This is a genomic window from Pseudomonas syringae pv. cilantro (assembly GCF_001293775.1).
GTDB lineage: Bacteria > Pseudomonadota > Gammaproteobacteria > Pseudomonadales > Pseudomonadaceae > Aquipseudomonas > Aquipseudomonas syringae_P.
Genome location: NZ_LGLN01000071.1, coordinates 37,854 through 59,892 on the forward strand (window position 1 = coordinate 37,854; position 22,039 = coordinate 59,892).

Below are 22,039 nucleotides of genomic sequence, written 5' to 3' on the forward strand. Positions count from 1 at the left end.
TCGAGTCCCCTAGGGGACGCCACGATTTCCCGCTCTGCGGGACCAAGGGTCATTCGATTATTGAATGGCCCTTTTGTTTTTCCGGGGTTTGAAAACCCTTCCTTTCTGACTTTATTCTTATCGTCATACACAAAACCAACCAATTCTTGTGCCAGTGCTCCGCATTGAAATGCCATTCATGACGCTCTGCGTCATATCGGTGCTGCACAACAATGTCATGCCTTCCCCCTGATCACTGTTCATAAAAGAAAGCGCTTTTCTATCGCGATGGTACTGACAACGCAGAGTGCGACGTAAGTGTCAGGGCGAAGGAACCCGACGNAACCGCTGTATGACGCAGAGCGTCACGAACACAAGGAGGACGCAGAGCGTCCAGAACTGCATGCCGACGCGGAGCATCGGCACGATAGTCATGCACAAGCCTGCTTCTGCCCGAAGGGCCGGGGACGACCGAGGCGGCGATCCGCATTGTTCGCGAAGACTGTGTTTCAGGCGACCCGATTTCTGCGACTGTACGGGCCATTTCGCGAACAAGTTCGCTCCCGCAGATCCTGACTTCGCTACACTCCCGCCAATAGCATTCACTCAAGCAGGAGCACGCATGGTCTGGGATCGGGCAACGCCTTTCGTCATTGACCTGAACGTCGGCGCCGAAGACATCGACGGGCTGGGGCATGCCAACAACGCCGTATACGTCTCCTGGCTGGAGCGCTGCGCCTGGCGGCATTCGCAGTATCTGGGCCTGGACCTGACCGAGTATCGGCGTCTGGACCGTGCCATGGCGGTGGTCAGGCACGAGATCGACTACCTGGCCAGCGCCTACGAGAACGACGACCTGCAACTGGCGACCTGGATCACCGATTGGGATCGCCGCCTGAAAATGACCCGCTGCTTTCAGCTCAAGCGGCCTGCCGACAACCTGACGCTGTTACGCGCGCAAACCACCTTTGTCTGCATCGAACTGTCCAGCGGGCGACCCAAACGCATGCCCGCCGAGTTCATCGAAGGCTACGGCGCAGCCATTCTCGACAACGACGTTTCAAATCCGCACGCCGGGCAGTAAACTGCCGGACTTTTTTCGAGTGTGACCCATGCAAATTGCTCTGGCGCCCATGGAGGGGCTGGTTGACGACATCCTGCGCGATGCCCTGACGAAGGTCGGTGGCATCGACTGGTGCGTGACCGAATTCATTCGAGTATCCGAGCGTTTGATGCCGGCGCACTACTTTTACAAATACGCTTCGGAGTTTCACAAGGGCGCGAAGACTGATGCCGGCACGCCATTGCGGCTCCAGCTATTGGGCTCCGACCCGGTGTGCCTGGCCGAGAACGCCGCGTTCGCCTGCGAGCTGGGCGCACCGGTGCTGGACCTGACTTCGGTTGCCCGGCCAAAACCGTCAATCGCTCCCGTGGCGGCGCAGTTCTGCTCAAAGAACCGGAACTGCTGCACACCATCGTCAGCCAGGTGCGCCGGGCCGTGCCCAAACCTATTCCAGTCACCGCCAAGATGCGCCTGGGCTACGAAAACACCGACCTGGCGCTGGACTGCGCCAGAGCGCTGGCTGACGGCGGAGCAGCGCAAATCGTCGTCCATGCACGCACCAAGGTCGACGGCTACAAGCCGCCCGCGCATTGGGAGTGGATTGCGCGCATTCAGGAGGTGGTCAAGGTCCCGGTGGTGGCCAACGGTGAAATCTGGACCGTTGAGGATTGGCGTCGCTGCCGTGAAATCTGCGGCGCGCGGGACATCATGATTGGTCGCGGGCTGGTAGCGCGCCCCGATCTGGCCCGGCAGATTGCTGCGGCGCAGAAGGGTGAAGAGGTTGTGCCGATGACCTGGGCCGAGTTGCAGCCGATCCTGCGCGTTTTCTGGCAGCAATGCCTGGTCAAAATGACCCTGATCCAGGCGCCGGGCCGCTTGAAACAATGGCTGGCCCTGCTGACCAAAAGCTACCCGGAAGCCACCGTGCTGTTCGACACGCTGCGGCGCGAAACCGACTGCGCCCGCATCAGCGTATTGCTCGGCTGCTTAACCAAAAGCTGACCCCGGCGAACGCTCAAAAAAATCTGAAAAACCCCTCTTGAAAAGCAAACTGCCGTCCCTATTTTGCTGATCAGGCGATGCCGAAGACGGGTCGCTCTAACCACTCGCTGATAAACAGGAGAATTGTTATGGCTACTGCATTTTCTCTGGCTCCACTGTTTCGCAACTCAGTGGGATTCGACCGCTTCAACGATCTGTTCGAGTCGGCGGCACGAAATGAGACAACCAGCGGCTACCCTCCCTACAACGTGGAGCGGCACACCGATGACCATTATCGTATCGTGATCGCTGCAGCAGGCATGCAAGAGCAGGATCTGGAGTTGCAGGTCGAAAAAGGTGTGCTGACCGTGATCGGCAGCAAGCGCGAGCAAGAGGCCGAAAACGTGACCTATCTGCATCAGGGTATTGCCCGGCGTGAATTCAAGCTGTCGTTCAGGCTGGCGGACAATATCGAAGTCAAAGGGGCCGATCTGTCTCACGGCCTGCTGAATATTGACCTGGTACGGAACGTGCCGGAAGAAGCGAAACCAAAACGCATTCCGCTCAATAGCCAGAAAGCGCTGGAAAACTGATCCGTCAGGTGACGTGAATCCAGCGGCACGTAAACAGCAAGCAAGTCACAGGAAAGGCACCCTCGGGTGCCTTCCTTTTTTCACTCCTGTGAGGCCGCTGCCTGCGCAGGTCGCCTGAGTTGCAGCAAAGACTCGAACTCCGGGCCGGGCAATGGTTCGCTGAACAGGTAGCCCTGATAGTTGTAACAACCCACCCGTTCAAGGAACGCCAGTTGCTCCGGGGTTTCGACGCCTTCGGCAATGACGTGCAGGTTGAGGCTTTGTGCCATGGCGACGATGGCACGGATGATTTCTGCATCGTTGGGGTCGCTGGTGGCGTCCTGAACGAATGACTGGTCGATCTTGAGCGTATCCACGGGCAAGCGCTTGAGGTAGGTGAGCGATGAATAGCCGGTGCCGAAATCATCCATGGCAAAGCCCACGCCCAGATCTCTGAGCTTGCGCATCTTGAGAATGGTGTCGTCCAGATTCTGAATCACGATGCCTTCGGTGATTTCCAGCTTGAGCATGGTGGCCGGCAAGTGATGCTGTTTCAGGCTATGTTCGACGCGTTCTACAAAGTCGCTCTGACGAAACTGACGCGGGCTGACATTCACGCCCATCAGGAAGCGATCTTTCGAGACCAGGCCCTGACTCAGTAGCAGCCCGCCAATTTTACAGGCATCGTCGAGAATCCGGCTGCCAACCTCCAGAATCATGCCGCTTTCTTCGAGTATCTGGACGAACTGATCGGGTGGCAGCAGCCCGTATTCGGGGTGCTGCCAGCGCAGCAGGGCTTCCGCGCCGGTGATCTGATTGGTGCGACAGTCGACCTGTGCCTGAAAATGCAGGTGAAATTCGTTGCGTGCCAGCGCCAGGCGCAGGTCGTTTTCAAGGCGCAGGCGCTGACTGACCGCCTGTTGCATGGACACATGGAAAAACTGCGAGGCGTTGCGCCCGGAATCCTTGGCCCGATACAAGGCGATATCGGCGCGTTTGAGCAGGTCGGCCGGGGTCAGTCCGTCGTCCGGAATCAGCACGATGCCGATGCTCGGCGTTACCTGTAAACGATGGCCGTCGAGGAACATCGGTTCGGCCAACAGATCTCGCAGACTGTCGGACAGTACCCGCACCTTGTGTGTGACTTCGTCGAGAGAGCCGTCCAGCCCGCAGATCAATACCACAAACTCATCGCCACCCAGGCGGGCCACCGTATCTTCCTGCCGCACGCTGGCTTCAAGGCGCGCAGCCACGACGTTCAGCACGCTGTCACCCACCGGATGACCAAGCGAGTCGTTGATATGTTTGAAGTGATCGAGATCGAGGAACAGTAGCGCACCGCGCAGGTTCTGGTGCTGGAGCAGGGACAACTGCTGGCTGAGGCGGTCCATCAGCAGGGCACGATTGGGCAGCCCGGTCAGTGGATCGTGATAGGCCAGATGATGGATCTGTGCCTGGGCGTTCTTCAACTGGCCGATATCGCGGGCGTTCATGAGCAGGCAGGCGGTGTCGTTGAGAGTGATGAAATCGACTGAGATATCCAGCACCAGCGGGTCGCCGTTTTTGTCGCGACCGCTCATTTCCCGGTGATGAACGCGACCTTTCTGACGCAGTTCATCGACCATGAATTCGCGTTGCAGGGTGTCGGTCCAGATACCGATTTCATGGGCCGTGCGGCCGATCACTTCCTGAGCACTGAAGCCGGTCAGGCGGCAGAAGCCATCATTGACCTCTACATAGCGGCCCGACTCGATTTCAGTGATGGTGATCGAGTCCGGGCTTGAGTGAAACGCTTTGGCAAACTTCTCCTCGCTGGCCTCCAGCGCCGCCTGGGCACGTTTCTGGGTGATGTCCATCAGCGTGCCCGCCAGCCTCGACAGCTGACCCTGATCATCCCGATAGATTCGCGCACGGCTTTCGAGCAGGCGCGAGGTGCCGTTTTTCAGTTGAAAACGGTAGATGAGCTGCAGGTAGTCGTCACGATGTTCGATTGCTGCATGGTAGGCCTCACGCATCCGGCAGCGCTCTTCGATGGGTAACCTGCCGAAAAACTGCTCGGCGTCATCGTCGAAGGGCAGTGCGTCCATGCCATGCAGAAACGCCGCCTGCGCCGAGGCTTGCAGCCTGTTGTGGGTGACGTCCAGATCCCAGGTGCCCATCTGCGCCAGATCCAGCGCCAGTTCCAGGCGCTCACCGGTCTCCTTGAGCAGGCGCAGCGCATCAGTGTGCGTCAGCCCGGCTGGCGATGAGGCGGTGTGCGGCGGGTTGGGCATGGGTTCACGAGCCTTCGATAAGTGAAGCCGGTAAAGCAATGGGTCCGCGTCCTGCTGCGGTGTCTATCTACTGTGTCTGCGCATCGAGCAATTTCATGAATGCTCTGGCCGCATTCGACAGCGTGCGTTCGGTGTGCAGGATGTAGCCTAGCTGGCGATTGAGCTGCACGCCCGGCAATGGAATGCGCGCCACCTGTTCGTCCAGCATGGTGCGTGGCAGCACGCTCCAGGCCAGTCCGATGGACACCATCATCTTGATGGTTTCCATGTAGTTGGTGCTCATCGCAATGTCGGGTTTGAGGCCCTGGGCTTCGCACAGCTTGCTGACAATGTGGTGAGTGAACGTGTTGCTGCCCGGGAACACCGCCGGGTAACGCACGATATCTTCCAGCTTCATAGGGCCGCTGTTGGCCAATGGATGCTCCGGCGCGGCGACGAAGTCCAGCGGATCGTCCCACACCGGCACGGCGCGTATCAGCGCATGCGGCTCTGGGGCCAGTGTAATCACTGCCAGCTCGGCGCGCCCGTGAAGAACTTCCTCATAGGCGATTTCCGAATCGAGAAACTGAATGTCCAGTGCGACTTTCGGGTAAGCGCGGGTAAACGCCCGCAGCACCGGCGGCAGGCGATGCAGCCCGATGTGGTGACTGGTTGCCAGGGTCAGCCGGCCGGTGACTTCGCCAGTCAGGTTGGTCAGTGCGCGGCGGGTGTCGTCCAGCACATTGAGGATCTGATAGGCGCGCGGCAGCAGGGCGCGACCGGCTTCGGTCAGGCTGACCTCGCGGCCCAGACGGTCAAACAAACGCACATTGAGTTGCTGCTCCAGACCGGCGATGCGCTTGCTGATGGCCGGCTGGGTGACGTACAGCCGCTCACCGGCACCCGAGAAGCTGCCGGTCTCGGCGATGGCGATAAACGCATTGAGATTGGCGAGGTCCATGGTCGTATTCCATTTGGTTATCCAGGCGTAAAAATTTATTAATTTGAGTTATTTAATCACAATCCCTAGGATAACCGTACAAGCCAAAGGCTCATCTTCATGATTGCCCGAGGCATACAAAGAAGCTGATGAGGAAGTACGTCCGATGGCCGGAAAAACGCTTTACGACAAGCTCTGGGATTCGCATTTGGTCAAGCAGCGCGACGACGGTTCAGCGCTGATTTACATTGACCGCCACATCATCCATGAAGTGACCTCGCCGCAAGCGTTTGAAGGCCTGCGTCTGGCCAAGCGCAAGCCGTGGCGGATCGACTCGATCATTGCCACCCCCGACCATAACGTGCCGACCACGCCGGAGCGCAAGGGCGGTATCGAGGCCATCGAAGACCAGGTGTCGCGTCTGCAAGTGCAGACCCTCGACGACAACTGCGACGAATACGGCATCACCGAATTCAAGATGAATGACCCGCGTCAGGGCATCGTCCACGTCATCGGCCCGGAGCAGGGTGCAACCCTGCCGGGCATGAGCGTGGTCTGCGGTGACTCGCACACCTCGACCCACGGCGCGTTTGGCGCACTGGCCCACGGCATCGGCACCTCCGAGGTCGAGCATGTGCTGGCGACCCAGTGCCTGGTGGCCAAGAAGATGAAGAACATGCTGGTGTCGGTCGAAGGGCAATTGCCGTTCGGCGTGACCGCCAAGGACATCGTGCTGGCAGTGATCGGCAAGATCGGCACCGCAGGCGGTAACGGTTACGCCATCGAGTTCGCTGGCAGCGCGATTCGCGACCTGTCGATCGAAGGCCGCATGACCATCTGCAACATGTCCATCGAAGCCGGTGCGCGGGTCGGCATGGTTGCCACCGACGAGAAGACCGTCGAGTATGTCAAAGGCCGTCCGTTCGCACCGAAGGGCGCTGAATGGGACCTTGCCGTCGAAGCCTGGAAAGATCTGGTGTCCGACGCTGATGCGGTGTTCGACACCGTGGTCAAGCTGGACGCCGCGCAGATCAAGCCGCAGGTCAGCTGGGGCACTTCGCCGGAAATGGTCCTGGCCGTCGATCAGAACGTGCCGGACCCTGCGCAAGAGCCGGATCTGGTCAAACGTGGCTCCATCGAGCGCGCCTTGAAATACATGGGCCTGAAAGCCAATCAGCCGATTACCGATATCCAGCTGGACCGGGTGTTCATCGGGTCCTGCACCAACTCGCGCATCGAAGACCTGCGCGCTGCTGCGGACGTTGCCAAGGGTCGCAAGGTGGCTGCAACCATCAAGCAGGCCATCGTGGTGCCAGGCTCGGGGCTGATCAAGGCCCAGGCCGAGAAGGAAGGGCTGGACAAGGTGTTCATTGACGCCGGTTTTGAATGGCGCGAGCCGGGCTGCTCGATGTGCCTGGCGATGAACCCGGATCGCCTCGGCTCCGGCGAGCATTGCGCGTCCACCTCCAACCGTAACTTCGAAGGCCGCCAGGGCGCCGGTGGCCGCACACACCTGGTGAGCCCGGCAATGGCCGCTGCCGCCGCGGTCACGGGCCGTTTCATCGATGTTCGCGAATTGAGGAATCCAGCATGAAAGCCTTTACCCAGCACACTGGCCTGGTCGCGCCTCTCGATCGCGCCAACGTCGACACTGACCAGATCATCCCCAAGCAGTTTCTCAAGTCGATCAAGCGCACGGGCTTCGGCCCGAACCTGTTCGACGAGTGGCGTTATCTGGACGTCGGTCAGCCTTATCAGGACAACTCCAAGCGTCCGCTGAACCATGATTTCGTGCTCAACCACGAACGTTATCAAGGTGCCAGCGTGCTGTTGGCGCGGGAAAACTTTGGCTGCGGTTCCAGCCGCGAGCACGCGCCGTGGGCACTGGAAGAGTACGGTTTCTGCGCCATCATTGCGCCGAGCTACGCCGATATCTTCTTCAACAACAGCTTCAAGAACGGTCTGCTGCCGATCATTCTGGCTGAAGACGACGTCGATCAACTGTTCAAGCAGGTCGAGGCCAGTCCCGGTTACCAGCTGAGCATCGATCTGCAGGCGCAGACCGTGACCCGTCCCGACGGCAAGGTGCTGAACTTTGAGATCGATGCATTCCGCAAACACTGCCTGCTCAATGGCCTGGACGACATCGGCCTGACCTTGATGGATGCCGAAGCCATTGCCAGCTTCGAGAGCAGGCACCGCGCCAGCCAGCCGTGGTTGTTTCGCGACTGAGCATCGGGCAACGGTCAGCTTGATTCGCGAGCAAGGCGTTCATTCGTCTTGCTCGCGAAGGCATTTTGGCCGTGCGATAAATTTTTTGCCGTATTCAGCGTTATCAACAGGCGTTGTCTAATAGCGCCGCTGCACACATTGAGGATGTTATGAACAAACAGATTCTGATTCTCCCGGGTGATGGTATTGGTCCGGAAATCATGACCGAAGCGGTCAAGGTGCTGGAGCTGGCCAACGAGAAGTATCAACTGGGTTTTGAATTGACCCACGACGTGATCGGCGGTGCGGCCATCGACAAGCACGGCGTGCCGCTGGCCGATGAAACTCTGGATCGTGCCCGTGCAGCCGATGCGGTGCTGCTCGGCGCGGTGGGCGGCCCGAAATGGGACACCATCGAGCGTGACATCCGGCCTGAGCGCGGCCTGCTGAAAATCCGTTCGCAACTGGGCCTGTTCGGCAATCTGCGTCCGGCGATCCTTTATCCGCAACTGGCTGATGCATCGAGCCTCAAGCCGGAAATCGTTGCCGGTCTGGATATCCTGATCGTCCGTGAGCTGACCGGCGGCATCTACTTCGGCGCGCCACGCGGCACTCGCGTGCTGGATAATGGCGAGCGCCAGGCTTACGACACACTGCCGTACAGCGAAAGCGAGATCCGCCGCATTGCCAAAGTCGGTTTCGACATGGCGATGGTGCGTGGCAAAAAGCTGTGTTCGGTGGACAAGGCCAACGTGTTGGCGTCCAGCCAGCTGTGGCGCGAAATCGTCGAGCAGGTGGCCAAGGAGTACCCTGAAGTCGAACTGAGCCATATGTACGTCGATAACGCCGCCATGCAACTGGTGCGTGCGCCCAAACAGTTCGATGTGATCGTCACGGATAACCTGTTCGGCGACATTCTGTCCGATCAGGCGTCGATGCTCACCGGCTCCATCGGCATGCTGCCATCGGCGTCGCTGGATACTGCCAACAAGGGCATGTATGAGCCTTGCCACGGCTCGGCACCCGACATCGCCGGTAAAGGCATCGCCAACCCGCTGGCGACCATTCTGTCGGTGTCGATGATGCTGCGTTACAGCTTCAATCTGACCGACGCCGCAGACGCCATCGAAAAAGCGGTCAGCCTTGTGCTGGATCGGGGGCTGCGCACCGGCGACATCTGGTCCGAGGGTAAAGTCAAAGTCGGTACCCGGGAAATGGGCGACGCTGTAGTCGCCGCGCTGCGGAATCTGTAATCTCTCTGGCCCGCCGCCTGCTGCTGATGCGCAGAGCGGCGGTCCCACTTTTTTTCAAGGTGTAGTTGCGATGAAACGTGTAGGTCTGATCGGTTGGCGTGGCATGGTCGGTTCCGTGCTCATGCAGCGGATGCGGGAAGAGCAGGACTTCGATCTCATTGAGCCGGTGTTCTTCACTACCTCCAATGTCGGTGGCCAGGCGCCTTCGGTGGGCAAGGACGTTGCCCCGCTGAAAGATGCCTACAGCATTGACGAGCTGAAAACCCTGGACGTGGTGCTGACCTGTCAGGGCGGCGACTACACCAACGAAGTATTCCCCAAGCTGCGCGAAGCCGGCTGGCAGGGCTACTGGATCGACGCGGCCTCCAGCCTGCGCATGCAGGATGACGCCGTTATCGTGCTCGACCCGGTCAACCGCAAGGTCATCGACCAGCAACTGGACGCGGGCACCAAGAACTACATCGGCGGTAACTGCACGGTCAGCCTGATGCTGATGGGCCTGGGCGGTCTGTTCGATGCCGGTCTGGTCGAATGGATGAACGTCATGACCTATCAGGCGGCCTCCGGTGCCGGCGCGCAGAACATGCGTGAACTGATCAAGCAAATGGGCGCGGTGCATGCGTCTGTAGCGGATGAACTGGCCAACCCGGCCAGCGCCATTCTGGATATCGACCGCAAGGTGGCAGAAGCCATGCGCAGCGAATCGTTCCCGACCGAGAACTTCGGCGTGCCGCTGGCCGGCAGCCTGATCCCGTGGATCGACAAAGCTTTGCCGAATGGCCAGAGCCGCGAAGAGTGGAAAGGGCAGGCTGAAACCAACAAGATTCTCGGTCGCTTCAAGAGCCCGATCCCGGTCGACGGCATCTGCGTGCGCATCGGCGCCATGCGCTGCCACAGCCAGGCGCTGACCATCAAGCTGAACAAGGATGTGCCGATTGCGGACATCGAAGGCTTGATCAGCCAGCACAACCCGTGGGTCAAGCTGGTGCCGAACACCCGCGAAGCCAGCGCGCAAGAACTGAGCCCGACCGCTGTGACCGGCACCATGAGTGTGCCGGTGGGGCGTCTGCGCAAGCTGAACATGGGTTCGCAGTATTTGGGCGCTTTCACCGTCGGTGACCAGCTGTTGTGGGGCGCGGCTGAACCACTGCGGCGCATGCTGAGGATCCTGCTGGAGCGTTGAGGCTTCGGTTTTACACCAAACCCGCTGTCCGAAAGGGCCGCGGGTTTTTTAATGCTTCGCTACTTTTGTCCCGATATATGGGATATAAATTTACATATTGAGATAATTGTGACAACAGGTTTATAGTCGTCCTGCACTCACTTCCAATAAAACAACAGGTGACGCAATGCAGGCGCAATTGATCGCACTCGACTGGGGGACCACCTCCCTTCGTGCTTATCGACTTGGCGAACATGGCCAGGTGCTGGAACAGCGCGCGCTGAGCGCGGGCATCATGCAGCTGCCAACCACGCCGCGCCTGATTTCCGGGCAACTGTGCAGCGATGGCTTTGAACTGGCGTTCGATCAGGCCTGCGGCGACTGGCTTGACGCCGAGCCGGGCTTACCGGTGATTGCCTGCGGCATGGTCGGCAGCGCGCAGGGCTGGCGTGAGGCGGCGTATCAGGAAACCCCGGCAAGCGTCAACGAGCTGAGCATGGCGCTGCAAACGGTGCGCAGCCAGAGTGGCGTGACCGTGCATATCATTCCGGGCGTGCTGCAACGCGCGACCCTGCCCAACGTCATGCGTGGCGAAGAAACCCAGGTGCTTGGCGTGCTGGCCGGGCTCGACGCCCAGGTCGACGGTCAGCCGCTGCTCATCGGGCTGCCGGGCAGCCATTCGAAATGGGTGCAAGTGACCCACGGGCGCATCGTTCATTTCGATACCTTCATGACCGGCGAGGTCTACGCCGCCCTGTGTGCGCACACCCTTCTTGGGCGCACCATGCAGCCCGCCGATGCGTTCGATGATCAGGCGTTCGATCGCGGCTTGTCGATTGCCCTGTCTGATGCGGGTGCCGCCGGACCGCTTTCCACCATATTCAGCACCCGAACGCTCGGCCTGACCGGGCAACTGGGGGCCAGCGCGCAGCCTGACTACCTTTCAGGCCTGTTGATCGGCCATGAACTGGGCAGCATTGCCAGGCTGCATCTGCACACCTATGAACACTTGCCTGCGGTGATCCTCATCGGCAGCGAAGCGCTGTGCGCGCGTTACCAGCGCGGGCTGGCGGTCTGTGGCTTTCCCAAGGTGACCCTGGCCGAACAGGCCACCGAGCGCGGCCTGTGGCAGGTAGCGGTTCAGGCGGGCCTGATTGCGCGCCGGTCATCCCAACACATTCGAGAGGTTTGACATGCTCAAGCAAGCATTGAAGGAAAACGGTCTGGTCGCGATTCTGCGCGGCCTGCGCCCCGAAGAAGCACCGGCGATGGGCGACGTGTTGTACGAAGCCGGTTTTCGGGTCATCGAAGTGCCGCTCAATTCTCCGCAGCCGTTCGACAGCATCCGTCTGCTGCGTCAGCAATTGCCTGCCGATTGCCTGATCGGCGCGGGCACGGTGCTGACCCCGGAGCAGGTGGCGCAGGTCAAGGATGCCGGTGGTCAGGTTATCGTCATGCCGCACAGCGATGCAAAAGTGCTGCGCGCCGCCAAGGCTGCCGGGCTATTCCTGTCGCCGGGCGTGGCGACGCCTACCGAGGCGTTTGCCGCGCTGGCTGAAGGGGCGGATGTGCTCAAGTTGTTTCCGGCCGAGCAAATGTCGCCCGCGGTGGTCAAGGCGTGGTTGGCGGTGCTGCCGAAAGGCACGATTCTGCTGCCGGTCGGGGGTATTTCGCCGGACAACATGAAGGTGTTCCTCGATGCGGGCGTGAAAGGCTTCGGCCTGGGCTCCGGGCTGTTCAAACCGGGCATGAGCACTGCCGACGTCGCCGAGCGGGCCAAGGCGTATGTGGCGGCCTGGAAGCTACATACCGCTGCGCTTGCAGACTGACCGGCACGGGCAGGTATTACCGTTCGATGGCCGCTATCCAATAAGAGAATCAACAAGAGAAACCGCACCCATGAAAATCACCAAACTCACCACGTTCATCGTTCCGCCGCGCTGGTGCTTCCTCAAGGTCGAGACTGACGAGGGCGTTGTCGGCTGGGGCGAGCCGGTGGTCGAAGGCCGCGCACACACCGTGGCCGCTGCCGTGGAAGAACTGTCCGATTACCTGATCGGCAAGGACCCGCGCAATATTGAAGATATCTGGACCGTGCTGTATCGCGGCGGCTTCTACCGCGGCGGCGCGATCCACATGAGCGCACTGGCTGGCATCGATCAGGCGTTGTGGGACATCAAGGGCAAGGCGCTGGGTGTTTCGGTGAGTGATCTGCTGGGTGGTCAGGTTCGGGACAAGATTCGTGTGTACTCGTGGATCGGCGGTGACCGTCCTGCCGACACGGCGCGGGCGGCCAAAGAAGCCGTCGAGCGCGGTTTTACCGCGGTGAAAATGAACGGCACCGAGGAACTGCAATTTCTCGATACCTTTGACAAGGTCGATCTTGCGCTGGCCAACGTCGCTGCCGTGCGTGATGCGGTGGGACCGAATGTCGGCATTGGCGTGGATTTCCACGGCCGTGTTCACAAGCCGATGGCCAAGGTGTTGATGAAGGAACTGGACGCCTACAAGCTGATGTTCATCGAAGAACCAGTGCTCAGCGAAAACTACGAGGCGCTGAAAGAGCTGGCACCGCTGACCAGCACGCCGATTGCCTTGGGCGAACGGCTGTTCTCGCGCTGGGACTTCAAGCGCGTGTTGAGCGAAGGCTACGTCGACATCATCCAGCCGGACGCCTCGCACGCCGGCGGCATCACCGAAACCCGCAAGATCGCCAACATGGCCGAAGCCTACGACGTTGCACTGGCACTGCATTGCCCGCTGGGGCCTATCGCGCTGGCGGCGTGCCTGCAACTGGACGCGGTTTGCTACAACGCCTTCATCCAGGAGCAGAGCCTGGGTATCCATTACAACGAAAGCAACGACCTGCTCGATTACGTCAAGCACCCGGAAGTCTTCGACTACGACAAAGGCATGGTCAAGATCCCCAACGGCCCCGGCCTGGGCATCGAGATCAACGAAGAGTACGTCATCGAACGCGCCGCCATCGGCCACCGCTGGCGCAACCCGATCTGGCGTCATGCGGATGGCAGTTTTGCGGAGTGGTAGAGCGATCCCACTACTGTGCACATGCTCTGCGCTAAGCGTTCTATACAAGTCCGCTTTTGATTCTGGCCGAAGGCCGTGGGCGAACTTGTTCGCGAAAGGGTCGGTGCATTCCCCGAAAAACGCATCGGCTGAACTACCGTCTTCGCGAACAAGCGAAGCGTCGCCCGGTTCGCTCCCACGCCCTTCGGGCAGAAGCCAATCTATGGGCTTCTCAGGACTTGTGTAGAGTACTGAGCGCGGAGCGTGGGAGCGAGAGCTCGTTGTATATAAATCCAACAAGAGGCTACATTCCATGCGCACTCGAACTCTGGAGGGTGCGGCATCCCTGGTGACGCCGTCCCGCAAACGTTTCTTTATCATGGTGTTGCTGTTCATCACCGTGGTGATCAATTACCTGGACCGCAGCAACCTGTCCATCGCCGCCCCTGCACTGACCGCCGAACTGGGGCTTGATACAGTGCACGTCGGGCTGATCTTCTCGGCGTTCGGCTGGACTTACGCTGCCATGCAATTGCCCGGTGGCTGGCTGGTGGACCGGGTGCCGCCGCGCCTCCTTTACACCGCTGCGCTGCTGCTCTGGTCCCTCGCGACCATCATGCTCGGCTTTGCCGCCAGCTTCATCGCGCTGTTCGTGCTGCGCATGGCCGTCGGCGCGCTGGAGGCGCCTGCCTATCCGATCAACAGCCGCGTGGTGACCACCTGGTTTCCCGAGCGCGAGCGCGCCACGGCCATTGGCGTCTACACCTCCGGGCAGTTCGTCGGTTTGGCCTTTCTTACTCCGGTACTGGCCTGGTTGCAGGCGCATTACGGCTGGCACATGGTGTTTGTCGCAACGGGTGGCGTCGGCGTGTTGTGGGCGTTGATCTGGTACATGGTGTACCGCGAGCCGCGTGACTTCAAAGGCGTCAACCAGCAGGAGATCGACCTCATCAAAGAGGGCGGCGGGCTGGTGGATATCCAGAAGGACGCTGAAAAGCAGAAACAGGGTTTCAACTGGCTGGATCTGGGTATCGTGCTGAGCAAGCGCAAGTTGTGGGGCATCTACCTGGGGCAGTTCTGCCTGAACTCTACGCTGTGGTTCTTCCTGACCTGGTTCCCGACCTATCTGGTGAAATACCGAGGCATGGACTTCATCAAATCCGGGCTGTTGGCGTCGCTGCCGTTTCTGGCGGCCTTCGTCGGCGTGTTGTGCTCGGGGTTCTTCTCTGACTGGCTGATCCGCCGCGGCCACAGCGTAGGCTTCGCCCGCAAACTGCCGATCATTGCCGGGCTGTTGATATCGACCTCGATCATCGGCGCCAACTTCGTCGATTCCACGCCGCTGGTCATCACCTTTCTGGCCCTGGCGTTCTTTGGCAACGGTCTGGCATCGATCACCTGGTCGCTGGTCTCTACCCTGGCCCCGGCACGCCTGCTGGGCCTGACCGGTGGCACGTTCAATTTCATCGGTAACCTGGCGGCCATCACCACGCCGATCGTGATCGGCTTTCTGGCAACGGGCGACTCGTTTGCGCCGGCCATCACCTACATCTCGGTTTTGGCCTTGTTGGGTGCGCTGTCTTACATCCTGCTGGTAGGAAAAGTCGAGCGTATCGAGCTCTGAGGTCGACGCGTGCGGACGCTGGCGACGATAATGTTGCCAGTTTTTCGATCTGAACTTTTTCTGAAGATGGCCTGTGATGCAAAACGACGTACTCCCCTCTGCAACTACCACCCGCAAGGAACCGGCACCGACCGGCACCCAGACCCTGTTGCGCGGTCTGGGCGTAGTGCAGGCGGTGGCCGGCGGTGCACGGGACCTGAAAGAGATTGCCCGGCTGATCGGCACCACGCGCAGCACCACCCACCGGCTGGCCAGTTGCCTGGTCGAAGAACGTTACCTTCGCGTTGTGCCACAAGTGGGTTATCTGCTTGGGCCGAAACTGATCGAACTGGGGTTTCAGGCGCGTGAAGAAGTGCCACTGGCCATTCTTGCGCGACCGTATCTGGATCGACTGTCCGAACTGACCGGCGATACCGTGCATCTGGCGGTTCGGGAGGGTGACGACGTGCTGTACCTGCACAAAAACCCCGGCCGCAACGGACCGGAAATGCGCTCGCGGGTCGGGCACCGCATGCCGCTGGTGCGGACCGGGATCGGCAAGGCGTTGTTGCTGGACAGTGCGCAAGCGGAGTGGCAGCGGCTTTACGAGGTCAGCATGCCAGCCTCAGGCAGAAACCCGTTGTGGCCTGCGCATGAGCAGCAAACCTGGGAACAGCTGAAAGCGCGAAGGGAAGAGTACGTGCAGGGCGGTTATGCGTTCGATCTGGAAGACAACGAACCGTCGATCCGCTGTGTGGCAGCGCCGGTACGTGATGCCAGCAAACAGATTGTTGCCGGCATCAGTGTTGCCAGTACCGTGCCTTACATGCCGCTCGAGAAAATGGCCGAGCTGGTTCCGCTGATCAAGCTGATAGCAGCGGAACTCTCAGCCGATCTCGGCGGCTGATTCGGACCGAATCAGGCTTTCAATGTAGCCATGTCGATCACGAAGCGGTATTTCACGTCGCCGGCCAGCATGCGCTCGTAGGCTTCGTTGATGTTGCGGATATCGAGCATTTCGATGTCGCAGGTAATGTCGTTTTCGGCGCAGAAATCCAGCACTTCCTGGGTTTCGGCGATGCCGCCGATCAGCGAGCCGGCCAGCACGCGACGGCTCATCACCAAGTGTGCTGCATGGACAGGCGGCTCGATAGGCTCGATCAGACCGACCAGAATGTGCACGCCATCAAAGCGCAGCGTTTCCAGGTAGGGGTTCAGGTCGTGCTGCACCGGAATGGTGTCGAGCAGGAAGTCGAAGTGCCCGGCAGCGGCCTTCATCTGTTCGGCGTCGGTGGAGACGATTACATGGTCGGCGCCCTGACGACGTGCTTCCTGAGCCTTGGCTGCGGAGCGGGTGAACAAGGTAACTTCAGCACCCATGGCTTTGGCGAACTTGATGCCCATGTGGCCCAGACCGCCCATGCCCAGAATACCGACCTTGTCGCCAGCCTCGACACCGTAGTGCTTGAGCGGCGAATAGGTGGTGATGCCTGCGCAAAGAATAGGCGCGGCGGCGGCCGGGTCGAGCTTCTCTGGAACGCGCACGACGAAGTGCTCGGCGACCACGATGCTGTTCGAGTAACCACCCATAGTATTGCTGCCGTCCACGCGGTCTGGCGTGGCGTAGGTCATGGTCGGGCCTTCCAGGCAATACTGCTCGAGGTCCGATTTGCAGGCCGAGCATTCGCGGCACGAGTCGACCATGCAGCCGACCCCGACCAGATCACCGACCTTGTATTGGGTGGCGTTGGCGCCGGTAGCGGTGACGCGACCGACGATCTCGTGGCCGGGCATCAGCGGGTAAACAGCGATGCCCCATTCGTTGCGCGCCTGGTGGATGTCGGAGTGGCAAACACCACAATAGAGGATTTCGATGGCAACGTCGTCGGCACGCGGAGCGCGACGTTCGAAGGTCATCGGGGCGAGGGGGGCGGTGGCTGACTGAGCGGCGTAACCGATAGCTGTGTACATGAATGACCTCGCAAGGTGTAACGGAATAGAGGCGAACCATTGTCCGGATTCGCGCCAGCCCCGGCTATGGTGAATCCTCCGTGTTTCATGCCTATTTCTCCGGCCGGATGATCGAGGGTCGGCTGCGAGGCTTAAATCTGCGATGATGCAGCTGTCTATTTCTCTGCCGGCTCGCCTCCCATGTCGCTCGCTTTTCCCCTGGATGGAAACGCCACACTGGTTTCCCTGATCAAGCCCCTGGCCGTTCGCCCCGGCTTTGTTGCCACGCATCTGCCCGAGGTACGCGTTCTGTCGGCCTTCGGCTACGTGGCCAGCAGCCCGCAGATCTACGAGCCCAGCCTGATGATTGTGGTGCAGGGCAGCAAGGTTGCCTGCCTGGGGCCGCGCACCTTCGAGTACGGCACCGGGCACTACCTGATTCAGGCGCTTTCCGTGCCCTTCAAGTGTGAAACCTTTGCCACGCCGGACAAGCCGCTGTACGGCGTATCAGTGGCCATCGACCGCGTGCTGCTTGGCGAGCTGGTGCAGGCGCTGGGTGCGGCAAGCGTGCGCGAAAGCCAGTTGCAGACCCCGGAATCCATGACCTCGGTAGTGATCGACCACGCAATGCGCGACAGCGTCGAGCGGCTGCTGCGCTGTCTGCACGATCCGCTGGAATGTCAGGCGATGGGCCAGTCACGTGTCCGTGACGTGTTGTACAGCGCGCTGCGCGGGCCGCAGTCGGGTGTGTTGCGCGCTCTGGTCGAACAGCAGGGCCAGTTTGCGCGGATCGCCTCGGCGGTGACGTATCTGCACGATCATTATGATCACGCGTTGAACGTCGACACCCTGGCGCGCTGCGCAAACATGAGCACCTCGACCTTTCACGAACACTTCAAGCGCAGCACGCTGTTGTCGCCGGTGCAGTACCTCAAGCGCCTGCGCCTGCTCAAGGCCCAGCAACTGCTGGTCGCTGAAGGCCTGAACGTGGCTCAGGTCGCGCTCAAGGTCGGCTATCAGAGTGCGTCGCAGTTCAGCCGGGAATACAAACGTTACTTTGAAAGGAGTCCGGGTGAAGAGGGCTGTAGGGTTTAGCTGCAAGCTACAAGCTTGCCGCTTTTAGCTTACAGCTGCTCCACCTCACATATTCGGGTAGGTCGGTCCGCCAGCGCCTTCCGGTGCTACCCAGGTGATGTTCTGCGAAGGGTCCTTGATGTCGCAGGTCTTGCAGTGCACGCAGTTCTGCGCGTTGATCTGGAAGCGCTTCTCGCCATCTTCCTTGGTAATGACTTCGTACACGCCTGCCGGGCAGTAGCGCTGGGCAGGTTCGTCGTACAGCGGCAGGTTCTTGCTGATCGGGATGCTCGGGTCGGTCAGCTTCAGGTGGCAGGGTTGTTCCTCTTCGTGGTTGGTGCTGGAGAGGAATACCGAGCTGAGCTTGTCGAAGCTGAGCTTGCCGTCGGGCTTGGGATAATCGATTTTCTTCGAGTCCGCCGCCAGCTTGAGGCAGGCATAATCAGGCTTGGTGTCGTGCAGGGTGAACGGCAGCTTGCCGCCGAAGAGGTTCTGATCGATAAAGTTGAATGCGCCGCCCTTGATCGCGCCGTATTTGTGGATTGCCACGCCGAAATTGCGGCTGGCGAACAGCTCTGCATGCAGCCAGCTGGCTTTGAAGGCATCGACGTAGGAGGTCAGCACGTCGCCGCCTTCGTTGCCGGCGAACAGCGCGTCTGCCACCGAGTCGGCCGCGAGCATGCCGGACTTCATGGCCGTGTGGCTGCCCTTGATCTTGGCGAAGTTCAGCGTGCCCAGATCGCAGCCGATCAGTGCGCCGCCCGGGAAAACCATCTTCGGCAGCGAATTCAGGCCGCCCTTGGCGATGGCGCGGGCACCGTAGCTGATGCGCTTGCCGCCTTCCAGGTATTGTTTGATGACCGGGTGATGCTTGTAGCGCTGGAATTCGTCGAACGGCGACAGATACGGGTTGCTGTAGGACAAGTCGACGATAAGGCCGACCACCACCTGATTGTTTTCCAGGTGATACAGGAACGAGCCGCCCGGATTGGCATCATTCAGTGGCCAGCCTGCGGTATGCACCACCAGGCCCTGTTCATGTCTGGCCGGGTCGACTTCCCAGATTTCCTTCAGACCGATGGCGTAGTGTTGCACATCGGCTTCGTCGTCGAGGTTGAAGCGTTTGAGCAATTGCTTGCCGATATGGCCACGGCAGCCTTCGGCGAACAGCGTGTATTTGGCGCGCAGTTCCATGCCGGGCGTGTACAGGCCTTCTTTCGGATTGCCCTCGCGGTCGACGCCGAGATCTCCGGTGACGATGCCGCGCACCACGCCGTTCTCGTCGAACAGCGCTTCCTGAGCGGCAAAGCCCGGATAGATTTCCACGCCGAGGTTTTCAGCCTGCTGAGCGAGCCAGCGGCACAGATTGCCCAGAGAGATGATGTAGTTGCCCTGGTTGTGCATGGTCCTGGGCACGAAAAAATCGGGGATTTTCTGGGCTTTTTCGGCGTCGCGCAGCATATAGATGTCGTCGCGCTTGACCGGCGTATTGAGCGGAGCGCCCAGTTCCTGCCAGTTCGGGAACAGTTCGTTCAGCGCGCGGGGTTCGAACACTGCGCCGGAAAGAATGTGAGCACCTACTTCAGAGCCTTTTTCCACCACGCAGACGCTGATTTCCTTTCCGGCTTCAGCGGCCTTCTGTTTAAGGCGGCAAGCGGCAGAAAGCCCGGAAGGGCCGGCTCCGACGATAACGACGTCGAATTCCATGTATTCGCGTTCCACAGGCTATCTCCTACTCTCAAGGCTCACGGTGTTTTTATGGGGCGCTGCTTTATGTGCTGCTGCAGGCCTATGGAGGTGTTGGACACCGCCAGTCTTTTAATGGCACGCATTATATCTACACCACTGCACGGGTCCAATACAAACGTTTGTTTGAATCGGCCGCAGGCCAGATAAATCAAAGACACCAGACCCGGAACTGGCCGATTTGGCGTATTGACCGGAAAAGGCGTTGCGGTCAAGATACGGGCGGTTTTGCGTTTGCCGTAGGCTGAAACGAGGTTCGACCGAATCTCCCAAAAGGCATCAGGCGAACGCGGTGCAGGCAACAGGTCAACGTCGCACGGCGCATTTTACACATCCTGCCGGTGCTTGACGGGTGGCTTCCAGCTTTTATAGGGCCGTTGGACGCTGGCCTGCACCCATACGATTGCTTGTTGAGGACACATATCGATCGCCTGGCGCTGCCGGGCGACTTCTTTTCACCGGAGAGTGAGGAATCCATGAAGGTTCTTGTAGCTGTCAAACGAGTGGTCGACTACAACGTCAAGGTTCGCGTCAAGGCGGACAACTCCGGCGTCGATCTGGCCAACGTCAAAATGTCCATGAATCCTTTCTGCGAAATCGCTGTTGAAGAAGCGGTACGCTTGAAAGAGAAGGGCGTTGCGAGCGAAATCGTGGTGGTTACCATCGGCCCGACCACTGCTCAGGAACAGTTGCGTACTGCTCTGGCATTGGGTGCCGATCGTGCCGTTCTGGTCGAAACCGCTGAAGAACTGACTTCCCTGGCCGTGGCCAAGCTGCTCAAGGCCGTTGTCGACAAGGAGCAGCCACAACTGGTGATCCTCGGCAAACAGGCGATCGACAGCGACAACAACCAGACCGGTCAGATGCTCGCTGCGCTGAGCGGCTATCCGCAAGGGACTTTCGCGTCGAAAGTCGAAGTGACCGGCGACAAGGTTGCCGTGACCCGCGAAATCGACGGCGGTCTGCAGACCGTTTCCCTGAGCCTGCCCGCCATCGTGACTACAGACCTGCGTCTGAACGAGCCACGTTACGCTTCGCTGCCCAACATCATGAAAGCCAAGAAGAAGCCGCTCGAAGTGCTGACGCCTGATGCACTGGGTGTTTCCACGGCCTCGACCAACAAGACCGTCAAGGTTGAAGCGCCTGCCGCACGTAGCGCAGGCATCAAGGTCAAGTCGGTGGCTGAACTGGTCGAGAAACTGAAAAACGAAGCGAAGGTAATCTAAATGACGATCCTGGTTATCGCTGAACACGACAATGCGACCGTAGCCCCGGCTACGCTCAATACCGTTGCTGCCGCGCAGAAGATCGGCGGTGACATTCACCTGCTGGTCGCTGGCTCGGGCATCAGCACGATTGGCGAAGCGGCTGCGAAAATTGCCGGTGTGACGAAGGTGCTTGTGGCTGATAACGCGGCCTACGCGCATCAACTGCCGGAAAACGTCGCGCCGCTGGTGGTCGAGCTGGCTTCCGGTTACAGCCATGTGCTGGCCGCAGCCACGTCGAATGGCAAAAACATTCTGCCTCGCGTTGCCGCGCAGCTGGATGTGGACCAGATCTCCGAGATCGTTTCGGTAGAGTCGGCTGACACGTTCACTCGCCCGATCTATGCCGGTAACGCGATTGCCACTGTGCAGTCCACGGCCTCGGTCAAGGTCATCACCGTGCGTGCTACCGGCTTCGATCCGGTGGCTGCTGAAGGTGGCTCGGCGGCCGTCGAAGCGGTTTCGGCGGTTCACGATGCGGGCAAATCGAGCTTCGTAGGCGAAGAACTGGCCAAGTCTGATCGTCCAGAGCTGACCGCAGCCAAAATCGTCGTTTCCGGCGGTCGCGGCATGCAGAATGGCGATAACTTCAAGCACTTGTACACCCTGGCCGACAAGCTCGGCGCTGCGGTCGGCGCTTCCCGCGCGGCGGTCGACGCCGGTTTTGTGCCCAACGACATGCAGGTCGGTCAGACCGGCAAGATCGTTGCGCCACAGCTGTACATCGCGGTCGGTATTTCCGGCGCGATCCAGCATCTGGCCGGCATGAAGGATTCCAAGGTGATCGTCGCGATCAACAAGGATGAAGAGGCGCCGATCTTCCAGGTGGCCGATTACGGTCTGGTGGCTGATCTGTTCGAAGCCATTCCTGAACTGGAGAAGCTGGTTTAAACCACGTCTGGTTCAAGCCTTGCTCTTCCACTATAAAGAGAACCCGTTCCGTCCATGGTGTGTGCCCGCA

Annotated in this window: 18 protein-coding genes and 1 pseudogene; 15 read left to right on the forward strand and 4 right to left on the reverse strand. The window is 60.0% G+C overall.

Annotation, left to right across the window (positions count from 1 at the left end):
• Positions 1-601: 601 nt before the first annotated feature.
• From ABJ99_RS19070 to ABJ99_RS19080, 3 genes and pseudogenes are all read left to right on the forward strand, one after another.
• Entirely contained in the window at positions 602-1,063 is a 462-nt protein-coding gene (locus tag ABJ99_RS19070; RefSeq protein ID WP_054087141.1) for an acyl-CoA thioesterase, read from the forward strand.
• A gap of 28 nt (positions 1,064-1,091) precedes the next feature.
• Positions 1,092-2,044: pseudogene (locus ABJ99_RS19075) on the forward strand (tRNA dihydrouridine synthase).
• Between the two features lie 128 nt (positions 2,045-2,172).
• Complete coding sequence (locus ABJ99_RS19080) at positions 2,173-2,616, forward strand: Hsp20 family protein (RefSeq protein ID WP_005893722.1); 444 nt, start codon at positions 2,173-2,175, stop codon at positions 2,614-2,616.
• An 80-nt stretch (positions 2,617-2,696) separates the two neighbouring features.
• Here the strand turns inward: ABJ99_RS19080 and ABJ99_RS19085 are convergent, their stop codons facing one another.
• Entirely contained in the window at positions 2,697-4,868 is a 2,172-nt protein-coding gene (locus tag ABJ99_RS19085) for a putative bifunctional diguanylate cyclase/phosphodiesterase (protein ID WP_054087142.1), read from the reverse strand.
• 67 nt (positions 4,869-4,935) lie between these two features.
• Positions 4,936-5,808, reverse strand: coding sequence for a LysR family transcriptional regulator (locus ABJ99_RS19090; protein WP_054087143.1), 873 nt, complete (start codon positions 5,806-5,808; stop codon positions 4,936-4,938).
• A gap of 145 nt (positions 5,809-5,953) precedes the next feature.
• On the opposite strand from ABJ99_RS19090, the gene leuC reads away from it, so the two are divergent.
• The 9 genes from leuC (at position 5,954) to ABJ99_RS19135 (ending at position 15,950) form a co-directional block, all read left to right on the forward strand.
• Positions 5,954-7,381: a 3-isopropylmalate dehydratase large subunit gene (leuC, locus tag ABJ99_RS19095; protein WP_054087144.1), complete on the forward strand. Its 1,428-nt coding sequence runs from the start codon at positions 5,954-5,956 to the stop codon at positions 7,379-7,381.
• On the forward strand, positions 7,378-8,019 hold the full coding sequence (leuD, locus tag ABJ99_RS19100; protein ID WP_054087145.1) for a 3-isopropylmalate dehydratase small subunit: 642 nt from the start codon (positions 7,378-7,380) through the stop codon (positions 8,017-8,019). Before leuC ends, leuD begins: the two co-directional genes overlap by 4 nt.
• A gap of 149 nt (positions 8,020-8,168) precedes the next feature.
• The gene (gene leuB, locus ABJ99_RS19105; RefSeq protein WP_054087146.1) at positions 8,169-9,251 is read left to right on the forward strand and encodes a 3-isopropylmalate dehydrogenase; all 1,083 of its coding nucleotides are present in this window, start codon (positions 8,169-8,171) and stop codon (positions 9,249-9,251) included.
• 70 nt (positions 9,252-9,321) lie between these two features.
• Positions 9,322-10,434 carry an aspartate-semialdehyde dehydrogenase gene (gene asd / locus ABJ99_RS19110; protein WP_007244780.1) on the forward strand — a complete coding sequence of 371 codons (1,113 nt, stop codon included), beginning with the start codon at positions 9,322-9,324 and terminating at the stop codon, positions 10,432-10,434.
• Positions 10,435-10,600: 166 nt separating this feature from the next.
• Positions 10,601-11,605, forward strand: coding sequence for a 2-dehydro-3-deoxygalactonokinase (locus ABJ99_RS19115; protein ID WP_054087147.1), 1,005 nt, complete (start codon positions 10,601-10,603; stop codon positions 11,603-11,605).
• Between the two features lies 1 nt (position 11,606).
• Positions 11,607-12,242, forward strand: coding sequence for a 2-dehydro-3-deoxy-6-phosphogalactonate aldolase (locus tag ABJ99_RS19120; protein ID WP_054087148.1), 636 nt, complete (start codon positions 11,607-11,609; stop codon positions 12,240-12,242).
• Positions 12,199-13,461, forward strand: a complete 1,263-nt coding sequence (dgoD, locus tag ABJ99_RS19125; RefSeq protein ID WP_259469590.1) for a galactonate dehydratase — start codon at positions 12,199-12,201, stop codon at positions 13,459-13,461. Before ABJ99_RS19120 ends, dgoD begins: the two co-directional genes overlap by 44 nt.
• Positions 13,462-13,753: 292 nt before the next feature.
• Complete coding sequence (locus ABJ99_RS19130) at positions 13,754-15,064, forward strand: MFS transporter (RefSeq protein ID WP_054087149.1); 1,311 nt, start codon at positions 13,754-13,756, stop codon at positions 15,062-15,064.
• A 76-nt stretch (positions 15,065-15,140) separates the two neighbouring features.
• The gene (locus tag ABJ99_RS19135; protein ID WP_054087150.1) at positions 15,141-15,950 is read left to right on the forward strand and encodes an IclR family transcriptional regulator; all 810 of its coding nucleotides are present in this window, start codon (positions 15,141-15,143) and stop codon (positions 15,948-15,950) included.
• An 11-nt stretch (positions 15,951-15,961) separates the two neighbouring features.
• On the opposite strand, the gene ABJ99_RS19140 is transcribed toward ABJ99_RS19135, so the two are convergent.
• On the reverse strand, positions 15,962-17,014 hold the full coding sequence (locus ABJ99_RS19140) for an NAD(P)-dependent alcohol dehydrogenase (RefSeq protein ID WP_054087151.1): 1,053 nt from the start codon (positions 17,012-17,014) through the stop codon (positions 15,962-15,964).
• Positions 17,015-17,194: 180 nt separating this feature from the next.
• Here ABJ99_RS19140 and ABJ99_RS19145 point away from each other — a divergent pair, with 180 nt between their 5' ends.
• Entirely contained in the window at positions 17,195-18,088 is an 894-nt protein-coding gene (locus ABJ99_RS19145; RefSeq protein ID WP_054087152.1) for an AraC family transcriptional regulator, read from the forward strand.
• 45 nt (positions 18,089-18,133) lie between these two features.
• On the opposite strand, the gene ABJ99_RS19150 is transcribed toward ABJ99_RS19145, so the two are convergent.
• Entirely contained in the window at positions 18,134-19,789 is a 1,656-nt protein-coding gene (locus ABJ99_RS19150) for an electron transfer flavoprotein-ubiquinone oxidoreductase (protein ID WP_054087153.1), read from the reverse strand.
• Between the two features lie 500 nt (positions 19,790-20,289).
• On the opposite strand from ABJ99_RS19150, the gene ABJ99_RS19155 reads away from it, so the two are divergent.
• Together ABJ99_RS19155 and ABJ99_RS19160 are read left to right on the forward strand one after the other, a co-directional pair.
• A complete protein-coding gene (locus ABJ99_RS19155; RefSeq protein ID WP_054087154.1) occupies positions 20,290-21,039 on the forward strand; it encodes an electron transfer flavoprotein subunit beta/FixA family protein in 750 nt (249 codons plus the stop codon).
• Entirely contained in the window at positions 21,040-21,969 is a 930-nt protein-coding gene (locus ABJ99_RS19160) for an electron transfer flavoprotein subunit alpha/FixB family protein (protein ID WP_054087155.1), read from the forward strand.
• Positions 21,970-22,039 lie beyond the last annotated feature (70 nt).

Bases quoted from the DNA above. Each gene is read 5' to 3' on its own strand.
- asd (WP_007244780.1), top strand. From the start codon at position 9,322: ATGAAACGTGTAGGTCTGATCGGTTGGCGTGGCATGGTCGGTTCCGTG.
- leuD (WP_054087145.1), top strand. From the start codon at position 7,378: ATGAAAGCCTTTACCCAGCACACTGGCCTGGTCGCGCCTCTCGATCGC.
- ABJ99_RS19145 (WP_054087152.1), top strand. From the start codon at position 17,195: ATGTCGCTCGCTTTTCCCCTGGATGGAAACGCCACACTGGTTTCCCTG.
- leuC (WP_054087144.1), top strand. From the start codon at position 5,954: ATGGCCGGAAAAACGCTTTACGACAAGCTCTGGGATTCGCATTTGGTC.
- ABJ99_RS19090 (WP_054087143.1), bottom strand. From the start codon at position 5,808: ATGGACCTCGCCAATCTCAATGCGTTTATCGCCATCGCCGAGACCGGC.
- ABJ99_RS19085 (WP_054087142.1), bottom strand. From the start codon at position 4,868: ATGCCCAACCCGCCGCACACCGCCTCATCGCCAGCCGGGCTGACGCAC.
- ABJ99_RS19130 (WP_054087149.1), top strand. From the start codon at position 13,754: ATGCGCACTCGAACTCTGGAGGGTGCGGCATCCCTGGTGACGCCGTCC.
- ABJ99_RS19155 (WP_054087154.1), top strand. From the start codon at position 20,290: ATGAAGGTTCTTGTAGCTGTCAAACGAGTGGTCGACTACAACGTCAAG.
- ABJ99_RS19120 (WP_054087148.1), top strand. From the start codon at position 11,607: ATGCTCAAGCAAGCATTGAAGGAAAACGGTCTGGTCGCGATTCTGCGC.
- ABJ99_RS19115 (WP_054087147.1), top strand. From the start codon at position 10,601: ATGCAGGCGCAATTGATCGCACTCGACTGGGGGACCACCTCCCTTCGT.
- leuB (WP_054087146.1), top strand. From the start codon at position 8,169: ATGAACAAACAGATTCTGATTCTCCCGGGTGATGGTATTGGTCCGGAA.
- ABJ99_RS19070 (WP_054087141.1), top strand. From the start codon at position 602: ATGGTCTGGGATCGGGCAACGCCTTTCGTCATTGACCTGAACGTCGGC.
- ABJ99_RS19135 (WP_054087150.1), top strand. From the start codon at position 15,141: ATGCAAAACGACGTACTCCCCTCTGCAACTACCACCCGCAAGGAACCG.
- ABJ99_RS19140 (WP_054087151.1), bottom strand. From the start codon at position 17,014: ATGTACACAGCTATCGGTTACGCCGCTCAGTCAGCCACCGCCCCCCTC.
- dgoD (WP_259469590.1), top strand. From the start codon at position 12,199: ATGTGGCGGCCTGGAAGCTACATACCGCTGCGCTTGCAGACTGACCGG.
- ABJ99_RS19160 (WP_054087155.1), top strand. From the start codon at position 21,040: ATGACGATCCTGGTTATCGCTGAACACGACAATGCGACCGTAGCCCCG.
- ABJ99_RS19080 (WP_005893722.1), top strand. From the start codon at position 2,173: ATGGCTACTGCATTTTCTCTGGCTCCACTGTTTCGCAACTCAGTGGGA.